Below are 20,555 nucleotides of genomic sequence, written 5' to 3' on the forward strand. Positions count from 1 at the left end.
CTCCTCAGATGTCCAGCGCCGGCACGTCGAGCCAGCAGCGCTTCTCGGAGCTTTCATAGCCCAGCTCCGCCAGTTGCACGCCCTTGGCACCCTCTTCCAGCGTGTAGGACCACGGCGCATCCTCGACCACATGGCGCAGGAATTGCTCCCATTGCACCTTGAAACCGTTGTCAAAATCCTTGTTGTCAGGCACTTCCACCCAATCATCGAAGAAATTCATCGTCTGCTTCTGATCGGGGTTCCAGACCGGCTTGGGCGTGTTGACGCGCGCCTGAGAATAACAGGTATGCAGCCCGGCCACGGCACTGCCATGGGTGCCGTCGATGTGGAAGGTCACGAGGTCGTCGCGCCGCACCCGGGTGCACCACGAGCTGTTGAGTTGGGCGATGATGTCGCCTTCCAGCTCAAACGTGGCATAGGCCGCGTCGTCGGCGGTGGCGTCATAACGCTCGCCGTTTTCGTCCCAGCGCTCTGGGATGTGGGTCACGGCGGTACAGTTCACCGCCTTCACGGGTGCCACGACGTTGTCGAGCACATAGCGCCAGTGGCAGAGCATGTCCGACACCATGCCGCCGCCGTCCTGCTTGCGGTAGTTCCAGGACGGGCGTTGCGCCTCCATCCAGTCGCCTTCGAAAACCCAATAGCCAAACTCGCCGCGCACCGAGAGGATCTTGCCGAAGAACCCGCTGTCGCGAAGCCGCTTGAGCTTCAGGAGGCCGGGCAGGTCCAGCTTGTCATGGACGATGCCATTCTTCACGCCCTTTGCCTTGGCGTGTTTGGCAATGGCAATCGCCTCATCCAGCCCTTCGGAGACCGGTTTCTCGGAATACACATGCTTGCCCGCGTCGATTGCCTTGCGCAGAAGGCCGGGGCGCATCTGGGTGCTGGCGGCGTCGAAGAAAATGGTGTCGTCGGGATTGGCCAGTGCCGCATCCAGATCGGTCGTATAGCGCTCGACGCCGTGTTTGGCGGCCAGTTCGGCGATCTTCTTTTCGTTGCGACCGACGATGATCACATCCGGAACAAGCCGGTCACCGTTCTTGAGCAGCATGCCGCCCTCGTCGCGGATGGCCAGGACCGAGCGGATCAGGTGCTGGTTCATCCCCATGCGTCCAGTGACGCCGTGCATGATGATGCCGATGCGTTGTGTGGTCATTGTCTTGCTTCCTTTTTCTCGGGGTCTTTCGGGCGCACGCGGCGCTTGGGTGCCGTTAATCTGCACGGGCGAAGACAGGAAAACGCGATGCTGTTCATGTATCCTCCCGCAAGCTTCCACCTGGTAGCCTATAAACTACTAATTAGTAGTTTAAGAGAATCAAGTCAATGATCGATGCTTGAGACACCGCGATATTCGGCTCTGCCGGGGGTCAGTTTTGAATTGTCGGGAGAACCTAGTCGGCGTCCGTCTCGGGCCGCCGCAGATAACCCACGATCATGTCCGCAGCCTTGTCGGCGTGGACCGTCAACCAGTCTTCCGAGATCGGCGCGCGGAAGACCGCGCTGAGCGTGTGCATGTTGGAGATCGGGAACCAGCAGACCGAGGCGATAAAGATATACAGCTCCACCGGGTCGATGGAGGAACGGAACTGACCTGATGTATTGCCGCGCCGCAGGATTTCCTCGACACGGCGCAACAGGACCGACTGGATCTCGGTGGCGTCGTCCAGCGTCCGCACGGTTTCGCCCCCCATCAGGTTCTCGGTGTTCAGCATCCGGATGAACCACGGATTGTTCCAGAAGTGGTTCATGGTGAAATGCACCAGCGCACGCACTGCCTCTTCCGGCTCCAGCGTATCGAGCTCCAGCGTCATTTCGCCTTGACGAATCTGCACATAGGCTTCGCGGAGTGCCGCGGCATAAACCGCGTCCTTGTCGCCGAAATAGTCATAGATCATCGGCTTGCTGACACCGGCCCGAGCGGCGATCCGGTCGACACGCGCGCCGGAATGGCCGACCTCGCTGAACTCCTCCAGGGCGGCATGAAGAATGGCGGCCCGGGTCACTTGCGGGTTGCGCTTGCGGTCCTTGCGGATCGGGGTAACTTGCTTGGCCATGCGTCCTCTCGATGGTCGTGCGATCCCCCGCCCCGGGGCTCTCTTCTCCTTAGCAGCCGAAACCGGGGCGGGCCAGAGAGCCGATTTCGACACTGCCACCGGCAATGCGAAGCGCCACTCCATTGCGATCCTGCATCAGGATATCGTCATGGCGCTCCAGCAGCATCGCGCGTTCTTCTTCCGGCGCGCCTTGCATTCCGCCTGCGAAATGATGGCCGTTGCGTTCAACGTCCCGCACACCGCAGGCCGACATCATCGCCGCGTCCTGAAGCCAGCAGATGCCGGGTTGACAGGTCAGATCCTCGCCCGAGAGGATCGCCCCCGCCACTTCGGCGCGCGCCTTGTTGATCAATGCCCTGAGCACGCCCTTGCAACTCTTGATCGAAGTGCCGGACCAGCCGAGGGCCAGGGCGCGGGCAAAGGCATCCTCTGTGTCGTCGCTTTCGTCGATGATCAGTGGAAGCGAAGCTTCAACGGGCGCGGTCAGGGCGATCTCGCGCGGGAAGGGTTGCTCCACAAAGCGGACCGCTGAGAAGAAACGCTTCAGCGTTGCATCCTTGGCAAGCGCGCTCAGGAAGGCTTCGAAATCCCTGGGCGCATATTGCTCGTTGGCGTCCAGCGTCACCGCATAGTCACCGCCCTTGTCAAGCAGCCCGGCGATGTCGCACAGACGACGATGATCGGCATCCGGGCCGCCTTTGAGCTTGATCTTGAACGCTGACACGCCGGTTTCCTCGATCACTTCGTCCAGCGATACCGGCCGCCCGTCTCCTGGGCGGTCCTGCCCGACATCGGCCTGCCGCAGGGGCGCGTCAAAGCCGACGGTATGGCGCAGGACAAGCGCTTTTGGCGCAGATATAGAATCCAAGGACCGAGACAGATCGGCAGGCAACAGATCGTTGGGACAGCCGCTGACCAGCCCGAAGACATCTTCGCGCGCCGCCTTCCAGAAAGGGAGCCGCAGCGCTGTGCAGATCGCATCGATCACCGCCATCTCGACCAGCGCGGGCCCGAAACAGCGCGCCAGCGGCGGGGTCTGAGGCAAGGCCCGGTCCAGGCCGTCACGCAAGGCGCGCGTCACGTCCAGCGCGGTGCCGCGCAATCCAGGGGCCCCGGCCACCGCGCTGTCCACGACCGCGCGCAATTCATCAATGGTGTCGGCATTGCTCATCTCCGCGCTCTTGTTGAACCAGCGCGGCACCATGAGCTGTGCCGACCGGCCCGTGACCCGAGTGCCGTTTACCTCGATCTCGACGCGGGCATGCGCCTCGGCGGTTTCGCGGACCTCGGTGCTGCCGAACTGGAACGGCAGCCGCATGGTGACGGGGCGTTCCGACCAGGTGGCCGATAGGATCGTGAGTGTTGTCATGCACAGGCCTTTTCACAAGCAAGCAGGGTGGCAATTGCGGTGGCGGCGGTGACGCGCGCGTCGATCAGGGTCCGGAATGGCTCGACGCCGACGGGCCGATTCCAACCCGTGTCGAGCAGTGCGGCGACGATCTCGGGAAACGGGTCATCCCCCATTCCCGGCGCGCCGCGATTGGTGTCGTTGGCGTGGATATGCCCGATCATGCCGGTCGGCACCCATTGGCGGATCAAATCGGCCACCGGCGGCTCGGTCTGACCTGCGGCGCTGATGTCGATCATGGTCTTGAATGCCGGACTGCCGATGGCCCGTGCCAGCGCCGCGCCCTGCGCCACAGTGTTGATGGTATTGTCCTCGGCGCGCGACAGCGGCTCGATGCAATAGATCACGCCCGCCTGCTCTGCCGCCTTTGCCACCGGCGCGAAAAAAGCAGCCAGATGGGCGGTCAGCGCGGCATCTTCCATCCCCTCCGGGCGCAGCCGTTGCTTTGGCGATCCGTGGATCAGGACTTCGCCGCCGAGCGCCGCGCAGAGCTCCACCAGTTTGACGAGAATGTCCTGTGTCCTGCCCTGCCGCGCCGGATCGGTGATCGAAAGGTCGGGATAGCCGCTGAGCAACCAATGCAATCCGGTAACGCGGAGACCCTCGGCCTCGATCACGGCGCGAAGATCGGCAATCACCTGCGCGCTCAGGTCATGCGGCGCGTCGCCTAGCGTGGCGGGTGCCAGTTCCAGCCCGCAATACCCCAGCGCGGCAGCAACACGCGCCTGTTCGGCCAGACTGCGGCCCTCCTTGGCGAGCAGTTCGTTGCACAGGGTATACTCAAGCATTCAGGCGCGCTCCGATCCAGCGGAACGGTGCCAGCGTCACGCGCCGCACCACGGGCATGTTCATCGCGATGGACAGAACGATTACCGCCACGAATGCCGCCGACACCGGCCGCGTGAAGAACGGTGCCAGATCGCCATCGCTCAGCGTCAACCCGCGCCGCAGGCTCTTGTCCAGCAGGTCGCCCAGGATGATGCCCAGCACCAGCGGTGCCATCGGATACTTCATCTGCCGCAGGACGAACCCCACCAGCCCGAAAAACACCATGATCCAGATATCGAAGATCCGCTGGCTCAAAGCGTAGGTGCCAATGACGCAGAGCACAAAGACCACCGGCATCAGATAGCTATAGGGCACGCGCAGCACCTGCACGAAGGCCTTGGTCAGCGTGAGGCCGTAGATCGCCATGAACAGCGTCGCGATCAACACCATGGCACTGATCAGCCCCACGAAATGCGGCTGTTCGATCATGATCAGCGGCCCTGGGCGGATGCCGTGGATAAAGAGCGCCGCGATCAGAACGGCAGACGAGGCCGAGCCGGGCACGGCCAGCGTGATCGCAGGGATCAGCGAACCGGGCACCACGGCGGAATTTCCGGTCTCGGCGGCAATCAACCCCTCGTGGCTGCCGTGGCCGAACTTTTCTTTTTCCTTCGAGGTCTTGCGCGCGGTGGCATAGCTGGCCCAAGCGCCAATATCTTCGCCGACGCCTGGAATGATGCCGACGATGGTGCCGATGATGCCAGAGCGCGCGATGGTGAACTTGTAGCGCCACAGATCGGCAAGGTCAGGGATGGTCCGGTCGCTCTTGTCCTTTTTGGCGACGACTTCGCCGGCCTTGTTCCACATCGCCGTCAAAACCTCTGCAAAGCCAAAGGCACCGACCATTGCCGGAATAAGCGCAATGCCTGCGTTCAGATCCCCTACCCCAAGGTTAAACCGCACATGCGCGTGGATGCCCTCGGAACCGATCATTGCCACCGCCAGCCCCAACAAGCCCGCGATATAGCCCTTGAGCGGCGTGGTGTCGGCGGTCAACTGGCCGGAAATCAGGATACCGAAGACCGCCAGCCAGAAGAACTCGAAACTGCCGAAGTTCAGCGCGGCCTCGGCCAAGGGCGGTGCGATCAGCACCAGCATCAGAACGCCCGCAATCGTCCCCAGCGCCGATCCGGCAGTGGCCAATCCCATCGCGTAGCCCGCCCGCCCCTGCTTGGCCAGAGGATAGCCGTCAAGCGACGTCGCCGCACTGGCCGGCGTGCCGGGAATGTTCAGCAGGATTGCGCTACGCGACCCGCCATAGATCGCGCCGACATACATGCAGATCAGAACAAAGATGGCGGATGTGGAATCCAGCGAATAGGTCAGCGTGGTCATCAACGCCACGCCCATGGTCGCCGTCAGCCCCGGTAGCGAGCCCACCACGATGCCCAGAAGCGTCGCCCAAGCCGCATGAAACAGCATCATCGGTGTGAGCAACGAGCTCAGCCCGGCAATCAGATCGCCCAGCCCGCTCATGGCAGCCGCACCAGGAAAAGTTCTTGAAACAGAAGCGACGAACCCAGCGCCACCCCGACGCCCAGCACCAGTGCCCCGGCGACCGCGATCAGTTGCGTCCGTCTTTCACCATCCAGCGGGAAAGAGAAGATCAGCGTGAAGCAGACGGCAAAGACGAAGGTCGCCCAGAAATACGGCAGCCAGCCGACCAGCCCCAGCGCATAGACCGTGCAGATCACCGTGGTGATCCCCAGTCGCCCCCAGGACCCGCCCGAAAAAACCGGCGCGGCGTTGCGTTCTTCCGGTCTGTAGGACGACCGGTACAGCAGCACCGCGCAGATCGACAGCAGCACGCCAAGGATCATCGGCACCAGGCCCGGGATCGACGCCGGGTGAATCTGCCGGATCTCCAGGCGGTCCATGGTGTAGCCGCCGACCAGAAGCGCCAGACCGAGCATGAGAAACAGGATAGCGGTGAGGCGGTCCGCCAAGGCCATGTGCATGGAATCACCTATCTGTGGATAGAAATTGAAGCGTAACAGCGGGACGTTCGGGCGAAGCCAACAGGCCTCGCCCGAAGTCTGCGATTATTCCGCGGGGCAGTCGATGCCAATTTCAGACGGATCGACGACCGCCTCGCCGCGGGTCACACGGGCGCAGGCCTCGGCGATCACCACCGGCATCGCCTTTTCGAGCGCGGCCTCGCCATAGCTGGGCGCAAAGACCGCGCCGCGGTCGGTGGCATAGGATTTTAGCGCTTCGCTGTTCATGACGTGGTCCTCCCAGACCTGGTCAACGGTGTCATAAACCTCTTGCGGGGCACCCGCGGGGATGAATACGCCGAAGTAATCCGCAGCCACATGGAAGTCGGGCATGAAGTCGGTGATTGGCGGGACCGGGTCGATGCCCTCGACCTCAAGCGCCGTATCAGAGAGCACCGCCAGCGCGCGCAACCGCCCGGCGCGGATCATCTCGGTCTGTTCCACCGCAAGCTGGGTGGTGACCTGCACCTCGCCCGAGGCCGCGGCGATCACGGCCGGGTTGCCACCGTCATAGGTGATCATCCGCGCACCGGACAATTCGCTCTCGGCACCTTCCTTGACGGCCGCAAGCGCCATGCCACCAGAGGAGTTCACGCCGGCGGTGCCGACCGTAACCGAGCCGTTTTTCATGGCTTCCAGAAGTTCCGGGAAGGTCTGATAAGGCGCATCCGCATTGACGCTGACCACCGGCACGTTCGCAACGTGCAGATAGATGCGATAATCCTCGATCGACGTGTCCTCGATCAGCCCGGTCACCGAATAGGTGGCATTGTTGGCAATGGCGTTCGCAGTCCAGGTATAGCCGTCGCGCGGTGCGTCCAGCGCGGCCTTGGTGCCAGTGGAGCCGGACGCACCCGTCTGGTTGACCACCACGACCTCAGTACCCAGAGCCTCTTCGAGGATGGGGGCGACGACGCGGGTGACCTGGTCGGTCGATCCACCTGCCGACCACGGCACGATGATGTTGATCGGACGATCCGGGTTCCAGCTGTAATCCTGCGCTGCAAGCGGGCCGGCAAACGCCGTGGCCGCAGCGACAATGGCGATCCTTGAAAGGGCTGACATGGTTTCTCCTCCGTTATCTACTGAACGGTAGGTTAGGGAGGAGACCTCCGCCTGTCAAACATTTTGGTGAAACCCGTTTCTCAATTTTGTGTCAGGTGGGTAGCCGCGCGGCATGGCGGATCGAGACCGAAGGAACGCACTTGCACCCCCTCGGCGGTGCCGCCGATAAGTCCTCGATTTACACGAGATTCAGTCGCCAACCAGACTGCTGAAATGGGCCGTCAGCGATCCGATACCAGGGCTGGATAGGTATCGATTTCCGAGACCCGCGCAATGTCCGTGGGCTACACGCTGTCGCGCGCCCAAATATTCATCCAACCCAGCGTGTCATCGGTGTTGGTGCCGGGTTTGTATTCCGCGCCAAGCGGGGCGTCATAGCCAAGACCGCCTACGACTTCGAATACATGGTTGTAGTTGATCTCGCCGTGATCGGGTGCGCCGCGATCGGGGACGGAGGCGAACTGGATATGACCGATATACGGCAAGAGCCCCTCGATCCGGTGGCTCAGGTCGCCTTCCATGAGCTGCACATGATAGCAATCGAACATCAATTTAAGGTTCGGGGTGCCGATGGCTTTGATGATCGCCAGCGCCTGATCGGTCGTCGTCAGAAAATAGCCCGGCGCGTCATACTTGTTCAGCGGTTCGATCAGGATGGTGATGCCGTGGGGCACCGCCTGGGCGCAAGCGTAAGTCACGTTGTCGAGAAAGGTCTGATGAGCATCGTCCCCGTCGGCAAACCCTGCCATGACATGAATATTGGGCGTGCCGATGGCCGTGGCATAGGCGATTGCTTCGTCGATGGCGGCCCGCGCTTCGGCCTTGCGACCGGGGATGGCGGACAGGCCATTGTCACCAGCGCCAACATCGCCGCGCCTTGTGTTCAGGCCCAGCATCGTCAGCCCGGTTTCATCGAGCGCCGCTTTCACCGCTTCGGCAGGCACATCGTAGGGCCAATGGCATTCCACGGCGTCAAAACCGGCCACCTTGGCGGCGCGAATTGCCTCCGGCAAGGGGCGGTCATTCCACAGAAACCCCAGATTGGCAGAAAATTTCATACATCCCACTCCACATCGAACTTCGTGATCAGCGCCTGGACCTGCGCGTCAGTCAGGGCGCGCGGGTTCAGGCCGCGCGTCAGCATCGCCAGACGCGCGGTGTCTTCCAGTTCCTCGATGGCGTTGCAGGCCGCCTCGATGTCCTTGCCGGCAACCACCGGACCGTGATTGGCCAGCATCACCGCCGTACGTTTGCCGGCCAGACCGCGCACGGCCGCGCCCATCGCCGGATCGCCGGGCAGGAAAAAGGGCAAGAGCTTGACGCGGCCCAGCTTCATGATGCCGTAGGGTGTGAGCGGCGGCAGGAAATTGTCTTCGTCCGCATCCGGCATCAACGACAGCGCGACCGCGTGACAGGAATGTAGATGCACCACTGCGGCCGCAGAGCTCCGCGTGTCGTAGAAGGCGGTGTGCAGGGGCATTTCCTTGGTCGGCTTGTCTCCGTCCACTTGCCGGCCCCGCGAATCGAAACGGCTCAGCCGACCGGGATCAAGCCGGCCAAAACTGGTGCCAGTGGGCGACACGAGAAGGCCGCCATCCTCTGTCCGGGCCGAAATATTGCCGGTGCTGCCGCCGGTCAGGCCGCGGTCGAACATGGACTTGGCCAAAAGGCAGATCTGTTCGCGTAAACGGGCTTCCTCGCTCATGACATCAGCCTATCCTGTGCGTCTGTAAAGAAGGTCTCGGTCCCGAAGTTGCCGGATTTCAACGTAAGCGCAATCTGGTGCCCGCCGGACTCGCAATAGGTCCAGGGCACGCCCGGCGCAATCTCGGAACCAATGTCGAGCTGGCTGACGCCAAGCGCCTTGGTGACCGCGCCGGAGGTTTCCCCACCCGCGACGATCACCCGCCGCGCGCCCGCATCCCGCGCCGCCACCGCACAGGCCGATAGAGTTGCCTCGACGATTTCTCCGGCCCCGGCGACGCCCAGCCTTTCCTGCGCAGTCCGCACGCTTTCCGGATTGGCGGTGGCATAGATCAGGGGGGCGGCACCGAGATCCTGCACCGCCAGCCATTCGAGAACCGTGCGCGGCCCGTTTTCGGCCAGCGTCAGTGGATCGAGCTGAAAGGAAGGAACGCCGCGAGCTAGGTAATTGGAAACTTGCCGGTTGGTCATGGCAGAGCAACTGCCCGAAAGCACGATTGTCTTGGCATCAAACTGCGGCCTTTGCGTTTTGGGAACATCGGCGGCAAGCGTACCGTCGGCAAGATAAAGCGCAGGTAGGGGCATCGCCACGGCGCTGCCCCCCGTCAAAAGCGGCATGTCGCGGCAGGCCTCGGCGATCACCGCCAGATCTTCGTTGGCCACAGCATCGACCACGACATGGGCCACGCCTTGCGTCCTCAGGGCATCCATTTCCGCCCGCAACGCCTGCGGCCCCTTTGCGACCGTCAACCGGTTGGCCAGCCCAACAGCTTTGGTCACCTGTGGCTCCAGAAGCCGCATCAGATTACTGTCGCGCATCGGGGTCAGCGGGTGATCCTTCATCGAGCTTTCCGCCAAAGGCTGTTCGCCGACGAAGAGATTGCCCATAAAAATGCTGCGGCCGTTTTCGGGAAACGCCGGACAATAGATCGTCTGGTCGGTGCCCAGATCGGCCATCAGTGCCTCGGCCACTGGACCAATATTGCCTTGTGGCGTGGAATCGAAGGTCGAACAATACTTCCAGAAGAACCGCTGCGCCCCGGCGCGGCGTAGCCAGTCCAGCGCAGCTCGTGCTTCTGCCACCGCTTCCTCTACCGGCGCGGTTCGGCATTTCAGGGCGATGATTTCAAACGGTGCGGAACCTTTCGGTGCCGTGTCTGGAATGCCGATGCGCAGCGATAACGCCAGCCCAGAGCGTGCAAGCAATCCGGCCAGATCCGTGGCTCCGGTAAAATCGTCGGCAATGCAGCCAAATACGGTCGTCATTCGTTCAATCCCCAAAAAAATGTCGCCCGTCCGTTGCAACGGGCATTGACGGCACGCCATGCGCGGGTCAGGTCCGCGCATCCTCGAAGACGGTCGAAAGCCGCTCAAATTCCGCCACGTCGGCGGAACCTGCCTGAACTGGCTTGGTCACGTTGCTTTCGCTGCCAATGAGCGTTTTCAAAGCGTCATGGAGCGACGGCAGACCCACCTGCGGAATAATCGCGGCACCATGCCTGTCAGCGTGGACAAAAACTCCCTGCGCCACCCGCATACCGAAAACTTCGACTGGCGGACCTATCTCTCGCACATGGACGAAACCGTGACTAGGGTCGATCCCGCCGACCATTATGGGAAATCCGTCAGGCAAATCGGCCATGTCGCGGACAATGCCATTGGTCTACGCCTCCGGCGCGCGGATCACCGGGGGACAGCGTCACGGAAAGCGACGATGCCAAGCATCACGCCGCCCGCCAAGCCGTTACCGAGCAAACAGAACCAGGGCTTGCTGGTGCCCCCTGCCCGGCCCGCCAGAGGCGCTCCAAATGAACGCCGCGCGACATGTCACCGCGTCAACTTAGGTCACGCGGCTGGGCAACGCCGTGCCCCCAAAGAACGCGTCGAGATTGTCGGCGGCGAGGTGCCCCATGGCTTCGCGCACCTCGCGGGTCGCCGATCCGAGATGCGGCAGCAGTGTCACGTTCTCCAACGCCCGCAGCGCCTCTGGCACCTCCGGCTCATTGGCAAAGACGTCGAGCCCGGCCCCGGCAATCCGCCCCTCGGCCAGGGCCGCGACCAGCGCCGCCTGGTCGAGACTGTCGCCCCGCGCGGTGTTGATCAGGTAGGCCTCGGGCTTCATCAGCCCGATGTGATCCGCCGTCACCAAGGGCGCCGCACCGCCGCCGGGCACATGGATCGACACCACATCCGCCGCCGCCATCACCGCGCCGATGCTCTCGAGCCTCTGCGCCGCAAAGGGCAGATCGTCGATCTCCGAGCGGTTGTAATAGACGATCTCCATCCCGAACCCTGCTGCCGCCCGCGCGGCGGTGGCGCGACCGATCCGGCCCATGCCGATGATCCCGAGCACCTTGCCCTGGATGCTGCGACCGAGGCCGCCGACAATGGAAAACCCGTTCCAACGCCCCTCACGCAGTCGCTTTTCCGCCGCATAGGTCCGCCGGGTGGCCGCCAGAATGAGCAGCAGCGCGAGATCGGCGGTGGCATCGGTCAGCACATTCGGCGTGTTCGACACAACGACCCCCGTCTGCGTCGCCGCGTCCACATCGATGTTGGAATACCCGACACCCACATTGGCAACGATCTGCACCCTCCGCCCTTCGGCCTGAAGCATCTCGGCCGTGATCCTGTCGCTGACCGTCGGCATCACGGCGTCATGTTTGCAAAACGCCGCCGCCAGCGCCTCGGGCGAGAGCGGCCGGTCATCCGGGTTGAAGGTGGCGTCATAGGTCTTGTCCAGCCGCGCCTCGACCGGTGCCGGTAGACGCCGCGTCACCAGGAGGCTCGGCCGCGCACCGCCGCTCATGTCCGGGCCGCCTCGAACTGCGCCCAGACCTCCTCCAGCCGGTCGATGTCGAAACCGGGCGCACGCGCCGGGCCGAGCACGATGTTCTCGCTGGCGATCACCGTCTCGATCGCCTGTTTCAAATCCGGGATAACCTCTGCGGGGATCACCAGCGCGCCGTGCCGGTCGGCGTGGATCAACTCACCCTGGGCCACCCGCATCCCCATGATGCTGACCTCTTTGCCGATATCGACCACATGCACATAGCCGTGGCTTGGCCCGATAGATCCGGCCAGTATGGGAAATCCGTCATCGATTACGTCGAGATCGCGCAGCACGCCGTTGGTGACCGCGCCGGCCAGCCCCAGCCCCTTGTGTACCGCCACATGCACCTCGCCCCACCAACCGGCGATGCAATTGGGGTAATCGACATCCTCGACGACCGCAGCCGTCGGACCCTCGCCCCCTGCCATGGCGCGGAAATAGTCCATCCGTCGCGCACGGATCACCTCGGGTGCCTCGGTGGGCGGTGCCAGACCCGAGATCCGCGCGGTGCGGGCGAAACCCACGGTCGCCGGATCGCCGGGTTTGGAATGCTGCATGGTGCCGCGCGTAAAGCGGTTGAAGCCACGTTTGCCCTGCGCCACTTCGATGGCATTGCAGACCGTGGGCGTATCGACCTTGCGCAAAAGTGCCAGCAAGCCGTCGGGAAGTGCTGTGTCAGTCATGCGTTCTCCTCCAATTGAATGTCTGTCTCGCGGCCGGCTCAATCCGCCGTCCAGCCGCCATCGATCAGCAGCGAAGTGCCGGTGATCAGCGCTGCCGCGTCGGAGGCGAGGTAGAGCACCGCCCCCATGATATCCTCGACCTCGCCGATCCGCCCGAGCTTGATCTTTTCTTGCACCCAGGCGGCGCGCTCGGGGTTGTCGAAAGTCTGGACCGTAAGCGGCGTGCGGATGAAGGTCGGGCAGATTGAATTGATGCGAATTTGCTGCGGCCCCCATTCCACCGCCATCGCCTTGATCATCCCTTCGAGCCCGTGCTTGCTGGCGCAATAGACTGCCCGGTCGATGCCGCCCACATGGCCCATCTGACTGCTGATGTGGATGATCGAGCCGCCGGTGCCAGCCATGGCTTTTGCCGCAGCGGCCGAAAGGAAGTAAGCCGCCCGCAGGTTGACTGCCATGACCGCGTCGAAATCCTGGGGAGTGGTCGCCAGCGCCGGACCGTGGCGGGCGAGACCGGCGGAATTGACCACCACGTCGAACCGCTGGCCCTGCAAGGCCGCCGACATCGCATCCAGATCAGCAATGTCGAGCACCAACGCCTCGGCCGACCAGCCCTCGGCCTGCATCTGCGTCACGGTCTCATCCAGTCGGTCGCGCCCGCGGGCGGCACAGACCACATGCGCTCCGGCCTCGGCCAGCGCCACCGCGCAGGCCTGGCCGATACCAGAGGAGGCACCCGTCACCAGCGCACGCTTGCCAACGAGACGGAAGGAAGGGGTGCGTGGCAGGCTCACTCCGCTGCCTCCGGCAGAACGGCCGGTTCGCCATAGGGCACGTTCACCCCGCCGTAGCGACGCACCCGGATGTTGCATTGCTCGGCATGGCCGACAAAGCCTTCGAGCAGGCAAAGCCGCGAGCCGTAGGCGCCAATCCGGGCCGCGGCGTCGTCGGTGGTGACCTTCTGGTAGCTGTGGGTTTTCAGGTACTTGCCCACCCAGAGACCGCCGGTATAGCGCCCCGCCTTCTTGGTGGGCAGCGTGTGATTGGTGCCGATCACCTTGTCACCATTGGCCACGTTGGTGCGCGGCCCGAGGAACAGCGCGCCATAGCAGGTCATGTGCTCCAGGAACCAGTCATCTCGGTCGGTCATCACCTGCACATGCTCAGATGCGATGTCGTCGGCAACCTCGAGCATTTCTTCATAAGTATCGCAAACGATGACCTCGCCATAGTCCTGCCAACTTACCCGCGCAGTATCGGCGGTAGGCAGGATCGACAGTAGTCGATCGATCTCGGACAGTGTATTCCGTGCCAGCTTCTCGGAATTGGTGAGCAGCACACAAGGTGAGTTGTAGCCATGTTCCGCCTGCCCAAGCAGATCGGTGGCACAGAGCTCGGAATCGGCGGCGGTCTCATCCGCAATCACCATTGTCTCGGTCGGGCCTGCGAATAGATCGATGCCGACGCGACCGAAAAGCTGACGTTTGGCTTCGGCCACGAAGGCGTTGCCCGGACCGACCAGCAGATGCACCGGCGCGATGCTTTCGGTGCCAATGGCCATCGCGCCCACGGCTTGGATACCGCCGAGAACGTAAATCTCGTCCGCGCCGCCGAGATGCATCGCGGCGATTACGCCAGGATTCGGTTCGCCGTTGAACGGCGGGGTGCAGGCGACGATGCGTGGCACACCCGCCACCTTGGCCGTGACCACGGACATATGCGCCGATGCCACCATCGGGAACTTGCCGCCGGGGACATAGCAGCCCACCGATTGGACGGGAATGTTCTTGTGACCCAAGATGACGCCAGGCAAGGTTTCGACCTCGATATCCAACATGGAATCGCGCTGCGCCTGGGCAAAAGTCCTGACCTGCTCCTGTGCGAACTTGATATCGGCCAGATCGCGCGGCGAGACCTTGGCGATAATCGTCTCGATTTCCGTCAACGACAGGCGATAGTTGTCGCGGTCGTAACCGTCGAATTTCACCGCCAACTCGCGCACCGCTGCGTCGCCGCGCGCTTCGATGTCCTTGAGCGTGGCGGCGACCACGGCCGCAGTCTTCGCATCGTCCTGGGCCCGATCAGCCTCGGGTTTGCCGCGCTTGAGATAGGTGATGGTCATGTCGGAATCTCCCCTCGTGTGGTTTCTAGAGATTAGGTGTCAGGGATGTGGCCTTGTGATGCACTCAGGCATCACAAGGCCACCCTATGGCTTCGCACGATCAGGCTGCTTGCGAGCTGCGGGCTTGGTGCGCCCCGGTCGCCTGCCGCGACAGCACCACCAGCCCGCCGAAGACCAGCGCTGCGGTGAGTGTCGCCCACCAGGGCGGCATCAGCGCCAAGACGACAGGAACCGCCCAGAGCAGCCGTGAAAGCCCGCCCCAGGGCAGCCGGGCCCCGCCCAGCAGATGCGCGACACCCAGGGCAAAGACCGCGCCCGATAGCACTGCACGGGCAATATCCTCGGCCCCGCCGCCGCCCAGCATGCCAGGATAGGCAAGGAACAGCATCGGCAGCGCATAAGCCGTGGCTCCGAGCCGCAAAGTCTCCATCGCAACCTTCATCCAGGGAGCCTGGGCAATGGTGGCGGCTACGAACACCCCGAGGCATACCGGCGGCGTGATCACCGAAAGCGCGGCGTAGTAGAGCACAAACATATGCACCACCAGTGGGTCGATGCCCTGCTGGATCAGCGCCGGGGCAAAGACCGCAGCGACCATCACATACGCCGCCGAGGTCGGCAGCCCCATGCCGGCGATCAGGCAGACCACTGCCATCAGACCGGCAATCAGCCAGATCTGCCCCTGCCCGATGGCCAGAACTGCCGAGGTGACCGCCACGCCGAAGCCAGTCAAGTTGATCATCGCCACGAAGACCTGGGCACCGACCAACAGGATGCCAACGATGACAACGCCCTTCCCGCCCGCCTCCAGCGCGCGCAGAATGATGCCAAAGACGGCGCGCGGGTCCTCGCCGGCAGCGATCCGTGCCACCAGCACCGCCACCAGCATGGCGATCATGCCATAACACGCCGTCAGCTCGACAGAATTGCCGTTGATGACGCCAAATCCTAGCCCTCCCAATGCTGCCGCGATCGGGGCCAGCCGGGTAAAGCTCATCGCCCCGCGCCAGTCCGGCAGGTCTTCGGCACTGACCGCGCGAAAACTCTGGCGGCGGGCGATCACATGCACTGTGGCATAGATTCCAAGATAGAAGAGCAACGCAGGCACCACGCCGGCCAGCGCAATCGACCAGTAGTTTACGCCGACCAGCTCTGCCATGACAAAGGCGGCAGTGCCCATGATCGGTGGCGCCAGTTGGCCCCCTGTCGAGGCAATGGCCTCCACCGCGCCGGCGTAAGCGGGCGGGTATTTCAGTCGCTTCATCAACGGAATGGTGAAATTTCCGGTGGTTGCCACATTGGCCACAGTCGAGCCGTTAATAGCGCCGAAGAAGCCCGAGGCAAATGTCGCGATCTTGGCCGCGCCGCCGGGCCGTGCCCCGCCGAGACGGGCCGAGAGGTCAAAGAAGGTCTCGCCCGCGCCGGTGTGCAGCAGGATCGCACCAAAGAGCACGAAGGCCGCCAGCGTCGTCGAGGCCACATTGACCAACATCCCCCACAAACCGCGGTCCGACAGGAAGATGATCTCGGTCAGATAGCCAGCATCAAAGCCGCGATGGCCGAACTGCCCAGGGATCAGGTAGCCAAAGAAAGCATAGCCCACCGCGCTCAGCACGATCAGCGGAAACACCCAGTTCGAGGTCCGTCGCGCCAGCTCCAGCACGCAGATCAGCGTGCCGAACCCCATCACCATGTCACGGGTCGTGGCCCAGGGCAGATCGGTCATGATGGTTTCGTAATTGCCGATGATATAGACGCCCGAGACCGTCACCATCGCGACGATCGCGGCATCGATTGCCATGCCGAGCGGCCGCCAGCGGCTGCCCTCGAACAGCGGGTTCATCAGCACCGCGAGTGCGACGATGGTCATCACGAAGAGCGACCGCTGCACCAGCGACTCGAACGGGCCGTTGAAAGAGGTGTAGAACACGAAGGCACCGAGCAGCACGGCGAGCCCGGCGATGCTCACCTGACGGAGCTTGGTGAAAGACGGGAGTTTGGGCATCTCGGCACCTTTGGGCAAAGGACGGTCCAAGCGGGGCAGCAGCACGCCACCCCGCCCGCATCGGTCGGTCGCGTTACTTGAGGTGGTCCGGCACAGTCAGGCCGATTTCCTCGTAGTAGCGGATTGCGCCGGGGTGCAACGGGCTGGTGGCATATTGCAACGTCAGCTCTGGCAGGTTCTTGCCCTTGACCGCCGGAAAGGCCGCCTCCTGCTCGGCCATGTTCTCCATCACCGCGCGGGTGATGTCATAGGCGGTCTGATCATCCATGCCCGGGCGCGCCGAGACGCCGATCATGAAGCCCCAGACGGTATAGGGGCCGGAGTTTTCCATGTCACCGCCCGGCATCTCGACGATCGATAGTTCCGGCAGGGTTTCGCGGATCTTGGCTTCTTGCGCGTCGCCGATACCCAGCACCTGCAACGGCGTGAAGGCTGCGATATCGGTGGTCAGCGCGTCAAAGGAGGTGCCAACCGCGCTTTTGACAAAGCCCTCGGACCGGTCATCCTTGATTGCATTGGCTTGTTCGCCGTTGGTCCCGCGCACCCAGTCCGGCGTGATCTCTAGCAGATCGAAGACCTCAAGCGTGGTCGCCTCGGTTGAAGAGCCGCGCATTCCAGGGCCGAACTTCTGACCATCCAACGCTGCAAGCTCGGTGATCTCTGAATCGCGGCGCACCACGACGTTCTGCGGTGCCAGCGAATAGGCCCAGAGCAGCTTTGACTCAACCGGCCGGCCATCAAAGGATTTGACGCCGTTATAGGCGTGATAAAGCGTCGAGGTGGTGATCAATCCGATGTCAAGCTGGTCACGGGCCATCCGCTTGAGGTTGTCGACCGTGGCGCCGGTTTCCACCACCGAGGCCTGGTAGCCGTCGGGATAGGCGTTGTTCACGATCTTCGCCAAAGAGGCAAAATATGCGTAATGCGCGCTTTGCGAATTGGTCGCGCCAAAGGCGAGCCGGGTTTCCGCGGCCGCCGGCAGGCTGGCGGCCAGCCCGGCCACCGTGATCGCTGTGGCCGAGATCAATGTCGTAAATTTCATGTCAAACCTCCCTTGAACAGGAATCGCCCAACAATCGGGCGTCTGTCAGCGGAGGGGCCATGAAACCCGGCATCAGTGCAAGGCCTGCCAGGTTTCATGAAATTTTTTCATCAGCCGCTTTCGCGTTCCTGCATCGCCCCCTGAAGTACCCGGATATCCCCCGTTGCGAGCGTCGCCTCGGTGCTGGTGAGGATGTCGACCGCCTGCCGCAGCATCCGTCTCAGCGGCTGGCGCACGGTGGTCAGCCGGTAGGCCTCCCATGAGGCCATGGGGATGTCGTCAAAGCCAATCACGGCAATATCCTCCGGCACCGAGACCCGCTTGATCCGCGCCGCGTCAAGCAGCGCGATGGCCATGATGTCATTGGCACAAAACACCGCGTCCGGCAGCGGGCGCCGGGCCAGAAGCTCCTGCCCGACGCGAAACGCCTGCTGGTAGTCGAAACCGCCATCGTATTGTTCGACAATGGCCGTGCCGGCCTCTTCAAGGTGGTCACGAAAGCCGCGCATCCGCTCAAGATGCGTCGAGGTATCACGCCGCCCGCCGACAAAGGCGACCCGTTGCCGCCCTTGGGCTAAAAATCGCTTCGCGATCTGCCTGGCGCCGCCGTAGTTGTCGCAACAAACCGCCATCATGCGGCTGTCGGACTGCACGCGGTTGAGCAGCACCGCCGGCATGCCATTCGCTCGGCACGAGCGCGCCAGCTGCGAGGTCATCGTCGAGCTTGCCAGGATCACGCCTTCGGTGCGGAAATCCAGCACCTGCCGCATGATCGTGTCGACCTCATCGGCGGACGAGACCACATGCACGATGGCGCGCAGCCCGCGCTCCGGCAATTGCCGCATCAACTCGTCCACCGTGCCGGGGTAGAACGGATTATGCAGTTCGCTGACCACCAGCGCGATGGTATTGGTCGATTGTTGCGAGAGCACCTTGTCGACGCTGCTGACAAAGCCCAGCTCGCCTGCGGCGGCAAAGATCGCCTTGCGCTTGGCCTCGGTGATCGAGGCATCCGCCCGATAGGCCCGCGACACTGCCGAAACCGACACCCCGGCCCGTGCGGCCACATCTTTGGCAGTGACTTTTTTCATGCGTCCATCAGTAACCTGATTTCAGATGAGTGTGAAATATTTTCATCTGTGAACGTGATCCGGATTTGTGCGATATACACCATGTCCCTCTGTCGCGTTGCCCTTAAATCTGAGACGCGAGGCGTATGGCGGCTCTTTTTGCCCTTAATTTCAGGATTCTGGTGCCATTGGGCCTGTGTTTTCCGCACGTCGTAGCGCGATGTGATCAACCGCGGCAAACAGTCGAGGTTCCTTCCCGAAGGCGCGCAACATTGCAACACTTGCATGGTCGCCGATGCCGAAGCTGAAGATAGCTGCTTTGGCTAAGCGCCCCGCACGACCTGCATCACCGCAGCGGCTTGCATCATGTCATAACCCATGCCCCCGCACCCAGGTGCCGCTGGCATCGTTGCCGCCGAAACATTCGCGCATGATCCGGACGAGCGAGGAACGTCGGAGCGGTCGATCTTCGATCTCCGCGCCGATTTGCGACAGAACTTGCTGAAGGTGACTTTTTGATGGGATGTGGTGCGTGGGATTCCGGCAGTGACCGCGTCGACTCCTTCCAAGTCAGATTACGGATTCGACAGCACAGAAAGCCCCCTCTCCACTTTCAAGATGCAATGGAGGCTTGCACGGTTGGTAGGGGAAATGGCCGGGTTCGACCGACTGTCCGGGGTCCGGCAGAAGGATTAGGGCCTTAGAGGCACGCTTGGGGGCTTTGCCCCACATAGGGTGGGTCAAAATCAAACGCTGAAACCGGGTCAGTTTTGAACGCTCAGTGACAATATTGGCAATCTGGCCGGGTGAACAAAGCCATCAATCCGGTGCCGAGCGCCAGAAGCGGCTGCCCCGGTTCCGACTGGATGAAAGCGTTCAGTGCAGATTCCGGGAGCACAACTGGGCAGCGAGAGAACGGGCTATTTCTTGACGAACCGGAATACCGCTTCGACGATTTCAGCCTTGCGCCGGTCAAGTTCCTTGCGCTCGAGAATGTCGATTTCGAAGGTGATGCTGAAGGTATGCGCCGTCGCCACGGTGAACCAGCACAGGCCCGATATCATCAGGTAGAGACTGTCTTCTCGAAGATCCTCTCTGAACAGGTCACGCTCTATTCCGCGGGAGATAATATCGCCAAGAATTCTCCGCAGGCTCGAGATCTTTAATACCTCGGTATCGATCTGCGCCAAATGCCTGCCATGGTTCAGGTTTTCCACTCCGACCAAGGCCAGGAAGTCGGGATTCCTGACGTAGTATTCAAAGGTGAACGCCACCAGTTGTTCCAACGCCTCGCATGGATCCTCGGCGAGTTTCAGCTTGGCCTCGGCGGCGCGAACCTTGTGATAGGCCTCTTCCAGTACCGCACGGTACAGGTTCTCGCGGTCGCCGAAATGGCGATAGATCAGCGCCTTGTTGACGCCGGCGCGGGTCGCAATCGTTTCGATGCGTGTCCCTTCGAGGCCGTTCTTCACGAACTGCTCATGCGCCGCCGACTTTATCCGACGCATGGTCTCTTGTGTTCTGGATCGGTGATCGCGCGACGCCTGTCGCGGGATCATTCGTGACTCCTTGGGCAAGAATTTGCTCCTGTTTTTACTGTTAGCCCGAAGGTGATTCTATCCGAGACCGTCCGAACCATTTCCTCGCATAACGGCTAATAACCTAACTTTACGCACAAATCCCGCCAAGAAACAAAATGGTTGACAGGGGTGCTCGCTCCGTTCCTTATAACTGAAACGTTATC

19 protein-coding genes are annotated in these 20,555 nt (G+C 62.4%); all 19 read right to left on the reverse strand.

Annotation, left to right across the window (positions count from 1 at the left end; genetic code table 11):
• Positions 1 to 4 precede the first annotated feature (4 nt).
• Positions 5 to 1,156 carry a Gfo/Idh/MocA family protein gene (locus DMZ65_RS15450; RefSeq protein ID WP_116599808.1) on the reverse strand — a complete coding sequence of 384 codons (1,152 nt, stop codon included), beginning with the start codon at positions 1,154 to 1,156 and terminating at the stop codon, positions 5 to 7.
• Positions 1,157 to 1,391: 235 nt separating this feature from the next.
• Entirely contained in the window at positions 1,392 to 2,054 is a 663-nt protein-coding gene (locus tag DMZ65_RS15455; protein ID WP_116599771.1) for a TetR/AcrR family transcriptional regulator, read from the reverse strand.
• A 49-nt stretch (positions 2,055 to 2,103) separates the two neighbouring features.
• Complete coding sequence (locus DMZ65_RS15460) at positions 2,104 to 3,423, reverse strand: enolase-like domain-containing protein (protein WP_116599772.1); 1,320 nt, start codon at positions 3,421 to 3,423, stop codon at positions 2,104 to 2,106.
• Positions 3,420 to 4,250 carry a sugar phosphate isomerase/epimerase family protein gene (locus DMZ65_RS15465; protein WP_116599773.1) on the reverse strand — a complete coding sequence of 277 codons (831 nt, stop codon included), beginning with the start codon at positions 4,248 to 4,250 and terminating at the stop codon, positions 3,420 to 3,422. Before DMZ65_RS15465 ends, DMZ65_RS15460 begins: the two co-directional genes overlap by 4 nt.
• Positions 4,243 to 5,766, reverse strand: a complete 1,524-nt coding sequence (locus DMZ65_RS15470; RefSeq protein WP_116599774.1) for a tripartite tricarboxylate transporter permease — start codon at positions 5,764 to 5,766, stop codon at positions 4,243 to 4,245. Before DMZ65_RS15470 ends, DMZ65_RS15465 begins: the two co-directional genes overlap by 8 nt.
• On the reverse strand, positions 5,763 to 6,242 hold the full coding sequence (locus tag DMZ65_RS15475) for a tripartite tricarboxylate transporter TctB family protein (protein WP_157960645.1): 480 nt from the start codon (positions 6,240 to 6,242) through the stop codon (positions 5,763 to 5,765). The genes DMZ65_RS15470 and DMZ65_RS15475 overlap by 4 nt, the downstream gene beginning before the upstream one ends.
• Positions 6,243 to 6,332: 90 nt before the next feature.
• Positions 6,333 to 7,352, reverse strand: coding sequence for a Bug family tripartite tricarboxylate transporter substrate binding protein (locus tag DMZ65_RS15480; protein WP_116599776.1), 1,020 nt, complete (start codon positions 7,350 to 7,352; stop codon positions 6,333 to 6,335).
• Positions 7,353 to 7,636: 284 nt separating this feature from the next.
• Positions 7,637 to 8,410, reverse strand: coding sequence for a hydroxypyruvate isomerase family protein (locus DMZ65_RS15485; protein WP_116599777.1), 774 nt, complete (start codon positions 8,408 to 8,410; stop codon positions 7,637 to 7,639).
• Positions 8,407 to 9,057 (reverse strand): 3-oxo-tetronate 4-phosphate decarboxylase, encoded by a 651-nt coding sequence (gene otnC / locus DMZ65_RS15490; RefSeq protein ID WP_116599778.1) that lies wholly within the window; start codon positions 9,055 to 9,057, stop codon positions 8,407 to 8,409. The genes DMZ65_RS15485 and otnC overlap by 4 nt, the downstream gene beginning before the upstream one ends.
• Complete coding sequence (otnK, locus tag DMZ65_RS15495; RefSeq protein ID WP_116599809.1) at positions 9,054 to 10,322, reverse strand: 3-oxo-tetronate kinase; 1,269 nt, start codon at positions 10,320 to 10,322, stop codon at positions 9,054 to 9,056. The genes otnC and otnK overlap by 4 nt, the downstream gene beginning before the upstream one ends.
• Before the next feature lie 67 nt (positions 10,323 to 10,389).
• Positions 10,390 to 10,710 (reverse strand): RraA family protein, encoded by a 321-nt coding sequence (locus DMZ65_RS15500; protein WP_438942739.1) that lies wholly within the window; start codon positions 10,708 to 10,710, stop codon positions 10,390 to 10,392.
• A gap of 186 nt (positions 10,711 to 10,896) precedes the next feature.
• Positions 10,897 to 11,835: an NAD(P)-dependent oxidoreductase gene (locus DMZ65_RS15505; protein ID WP_232825023.1), complete on the reverse strand. Its 939-nt coding sequence runs from the start codon at positions 11,833 to 11,835 to the stop codon at positions 10,897 to 10,899.
• A 26-nt stretch (positions 11,836 to 11,861) separates the two neighbouring features.
• A complete protein-coding gene (locus DMZ65_RS15510) occupies positions 11,862 to 12,572 on the reverse strand; it encodes an RraA family protein (protein WP_116599781.1) in 711 nt (236 codons plus the stop codon).
• Positions 12,573 to 12,610: 38 nt separating this feature from the next.
• Positions 12,611 to 13,366, reverse strand: a complete 756-nt coding sequence (locus tag DMZ65_RS15515) for an SDR family NAD(P)-dependent oxidoreductase (protein ID WP_116599782.1) — start codon at positions 13,364 to 13,366, stop codon at positions 12,611 to 12,613.
• Positions 13,363 to 14,694: a histidinol dehydrogenase gene (gene hisD, locus DMZ65_RS15520; protein ID WP_116599783.1), complete on the reverse strand. Its 1,332-nt coding sequence runs from the start codon at positions 14,692 to 14,694 to the stop codon at positions 13,363 to 13,365. Before hisD ends, DMZ65_RS15515 begins: the two co-directional genes overlap by 4 nt.
• A 100-nt stretch (positions 14,695 to 14,794) precedes the next feature.
• Positions 14,795 to 16,744, reverse strand: a complete 1,950-nt coding sequence (locus tag DMZ65_RS15525) for a TRAP transporter permease (RefSeq protein WP_232825024.1) — start codon at positions 16,742 to 16,744, stop codon at positions 14,795 to 14,797.
• A gap of 28 nt (positions 16,745 to 16,772) precedes the next feature.
• The gene (locus DMZ65_RS15530) at positions 16,773 to 17,741 is read right to left on the reverse strand and encodes a TAXI family TRAP transporter solute-binding subunit (RefSeq protein WP_116599784.1); all 969 of its coding nucleotides are present in this window, start codon (positions 17,739 to 17,741) and stop codon (positions 16,773 to 16,775) included.
• Between the two features lie 110 nt (positions 17,742 to 17,851).
• A complete protein-coding gene (locus DMZ65_RS15535; protein ID WP_116599785.1) occupies positions 17,852 to 18,832 on the reverse strand; it encodes a LacI family DNA-binding transcriptional regulator in 981 nt (326 codons plus the stop codon).
• Positions 18,833 to 19,731: 899 nt separating this feature from the next.
• Positions 19,732 to 20,370: a TetR/AcrR family transcriptional regulator gene (locus DMZ65_RS15540; RefSeq protein ID WP_116599786.1), complete on the reverse strand. Its 639-nt coding sequence runs from the start codon at positions 20,368 to 20,370 to the stop codon at positions 19,732 to 19,734.
• Positions 20,371 to 20,555: the final 185 nt, after the last annotated feature.

It is taken from the genome of Primorskyibacter marinus (genome assembly GCF_003313245.1).
GTDB classification, from domain to species: domain Bacteria; phylum Pseudomonadota; class Alphaproteobacteria; order Rhodobacterales; family Rhodobacteraceae; genus Primorskyibacter; species Primorskyibacter marinus.

What these genes read in the sequence shown, in the direction of transcription:
- DMZ65_RS15450 (WP_116599808.1), bottom strand. Translation starts at nt 1,156, where the DNA reads ATGACCACACAACGCATCGGCATCATCATGCACGGCGTCACTGGACGC.
- DMZ65_RS15455 (WP_116599771.1), bottom strand. Translation starts at nt 2,054, where the DNA reads ATGGCCAAGCAAGTTACCCCGATCCGCAAGGACCGCAAGCGCAACCCG.
- DMZ65_RS15460 (WP_116599772.1), bottom strand. Translation starts at nt 3,423, where the DNA reads ATGACAACACTCACGATCCTATCGGCCACCTGGTCGGAACGCCCCGTC.
- DMZ65_RS15465 (WP_116599773.1), bottom strand. Translation starts at nt 4,250, where the DNA reads ATGCTTGAGTATACCCTGTGCAACGAACTGCTCGCCAAGGAGGGCCGC.
- DMZ65_RS15470 (WP_116599774.1), bottom strand. Translation starts at nt 5,766, where the DNA reads ATGAGCGGGCTGGGCGATCTGATTGCCGGGCTGAGCTCGTTGCTCACA.
- DMZ65_RS15475 (WP_157960645.1), bottom strand. Translation starts at nt 6,242, where the DNA reads ATGGCCTTGGCGGACCGCCTCACCGCTATCCTGTTTCTCATGCTCGGT.
- DMZ65_RS15480 (WP_116599776.1), bottom strand. Translation starts at nt 7,352, where the DNA reads ATGTCAGCCCTTTCAAGGATCGCCATTGTCGCTGCGGCCACGGCGTTT.
- DMZ65_RS15485 (WP_116599777.1), bottom strand. Translation starts at nt 8,410, where the DNA reads ATGAAATTTTCTGCCAATCTGGGGTTTCTGTGGAATGACCGCCCCTTG.
- otnC (WP_116599778.1), bottom strand. Translation starts at nt 9,057, where the DNA reads ATGAGCGAGGAAGCCCGTTTACGCGAACAGATCTGCCTTTTGGCCAAG.
- otnK (WP_116599809.1), bottom strand. Translation starts at nt 10,322, where the DNA reads ATGACGACCGTATTTGGCTGCATTGCCGACGATTTTACCGGAGCCACG.
- DMZ65_RS15510 (WP_116599781.1), bottom strand. Translation starts at nt 12,572, where the DNA reads ATGACTGACACAGCACTTCCCGACGGCTTGCTGGCACTTTTGCGCAAG.
- hisD (WP_116599783.1), bottom strand. Translation starts at nt 14,694, where the DNA reads ATGACCATCACCTATCTCAAGCGCGGCAAACCCGAGGCTGATCGGGCC.
- DMZ65_RS15530 (WP_116599784.1), bottom strand. Translation starts at nt 17,741, where the DNA reads ATGAAATTTACGACATTGATCTCGGCCACAGCGATCACGGTGGCCGGG.
- DMZ65_RS15535 (WP_116599785.1), bottom strand. Translation starts at nt 18,832, where the DNA reads ATGAAAAAAGTCACTGCCAAAGATGTGGCCGCACGGGCCGGGGTGTCG.
- DMZ65_RS15540 (WP_116599786.1), bottom strand. Translation starts at nt 20,370, where the DNA reads ATGATCCCGCGACAGGCGTCGCGCGATCACCGATCCAGAACACAAGAG.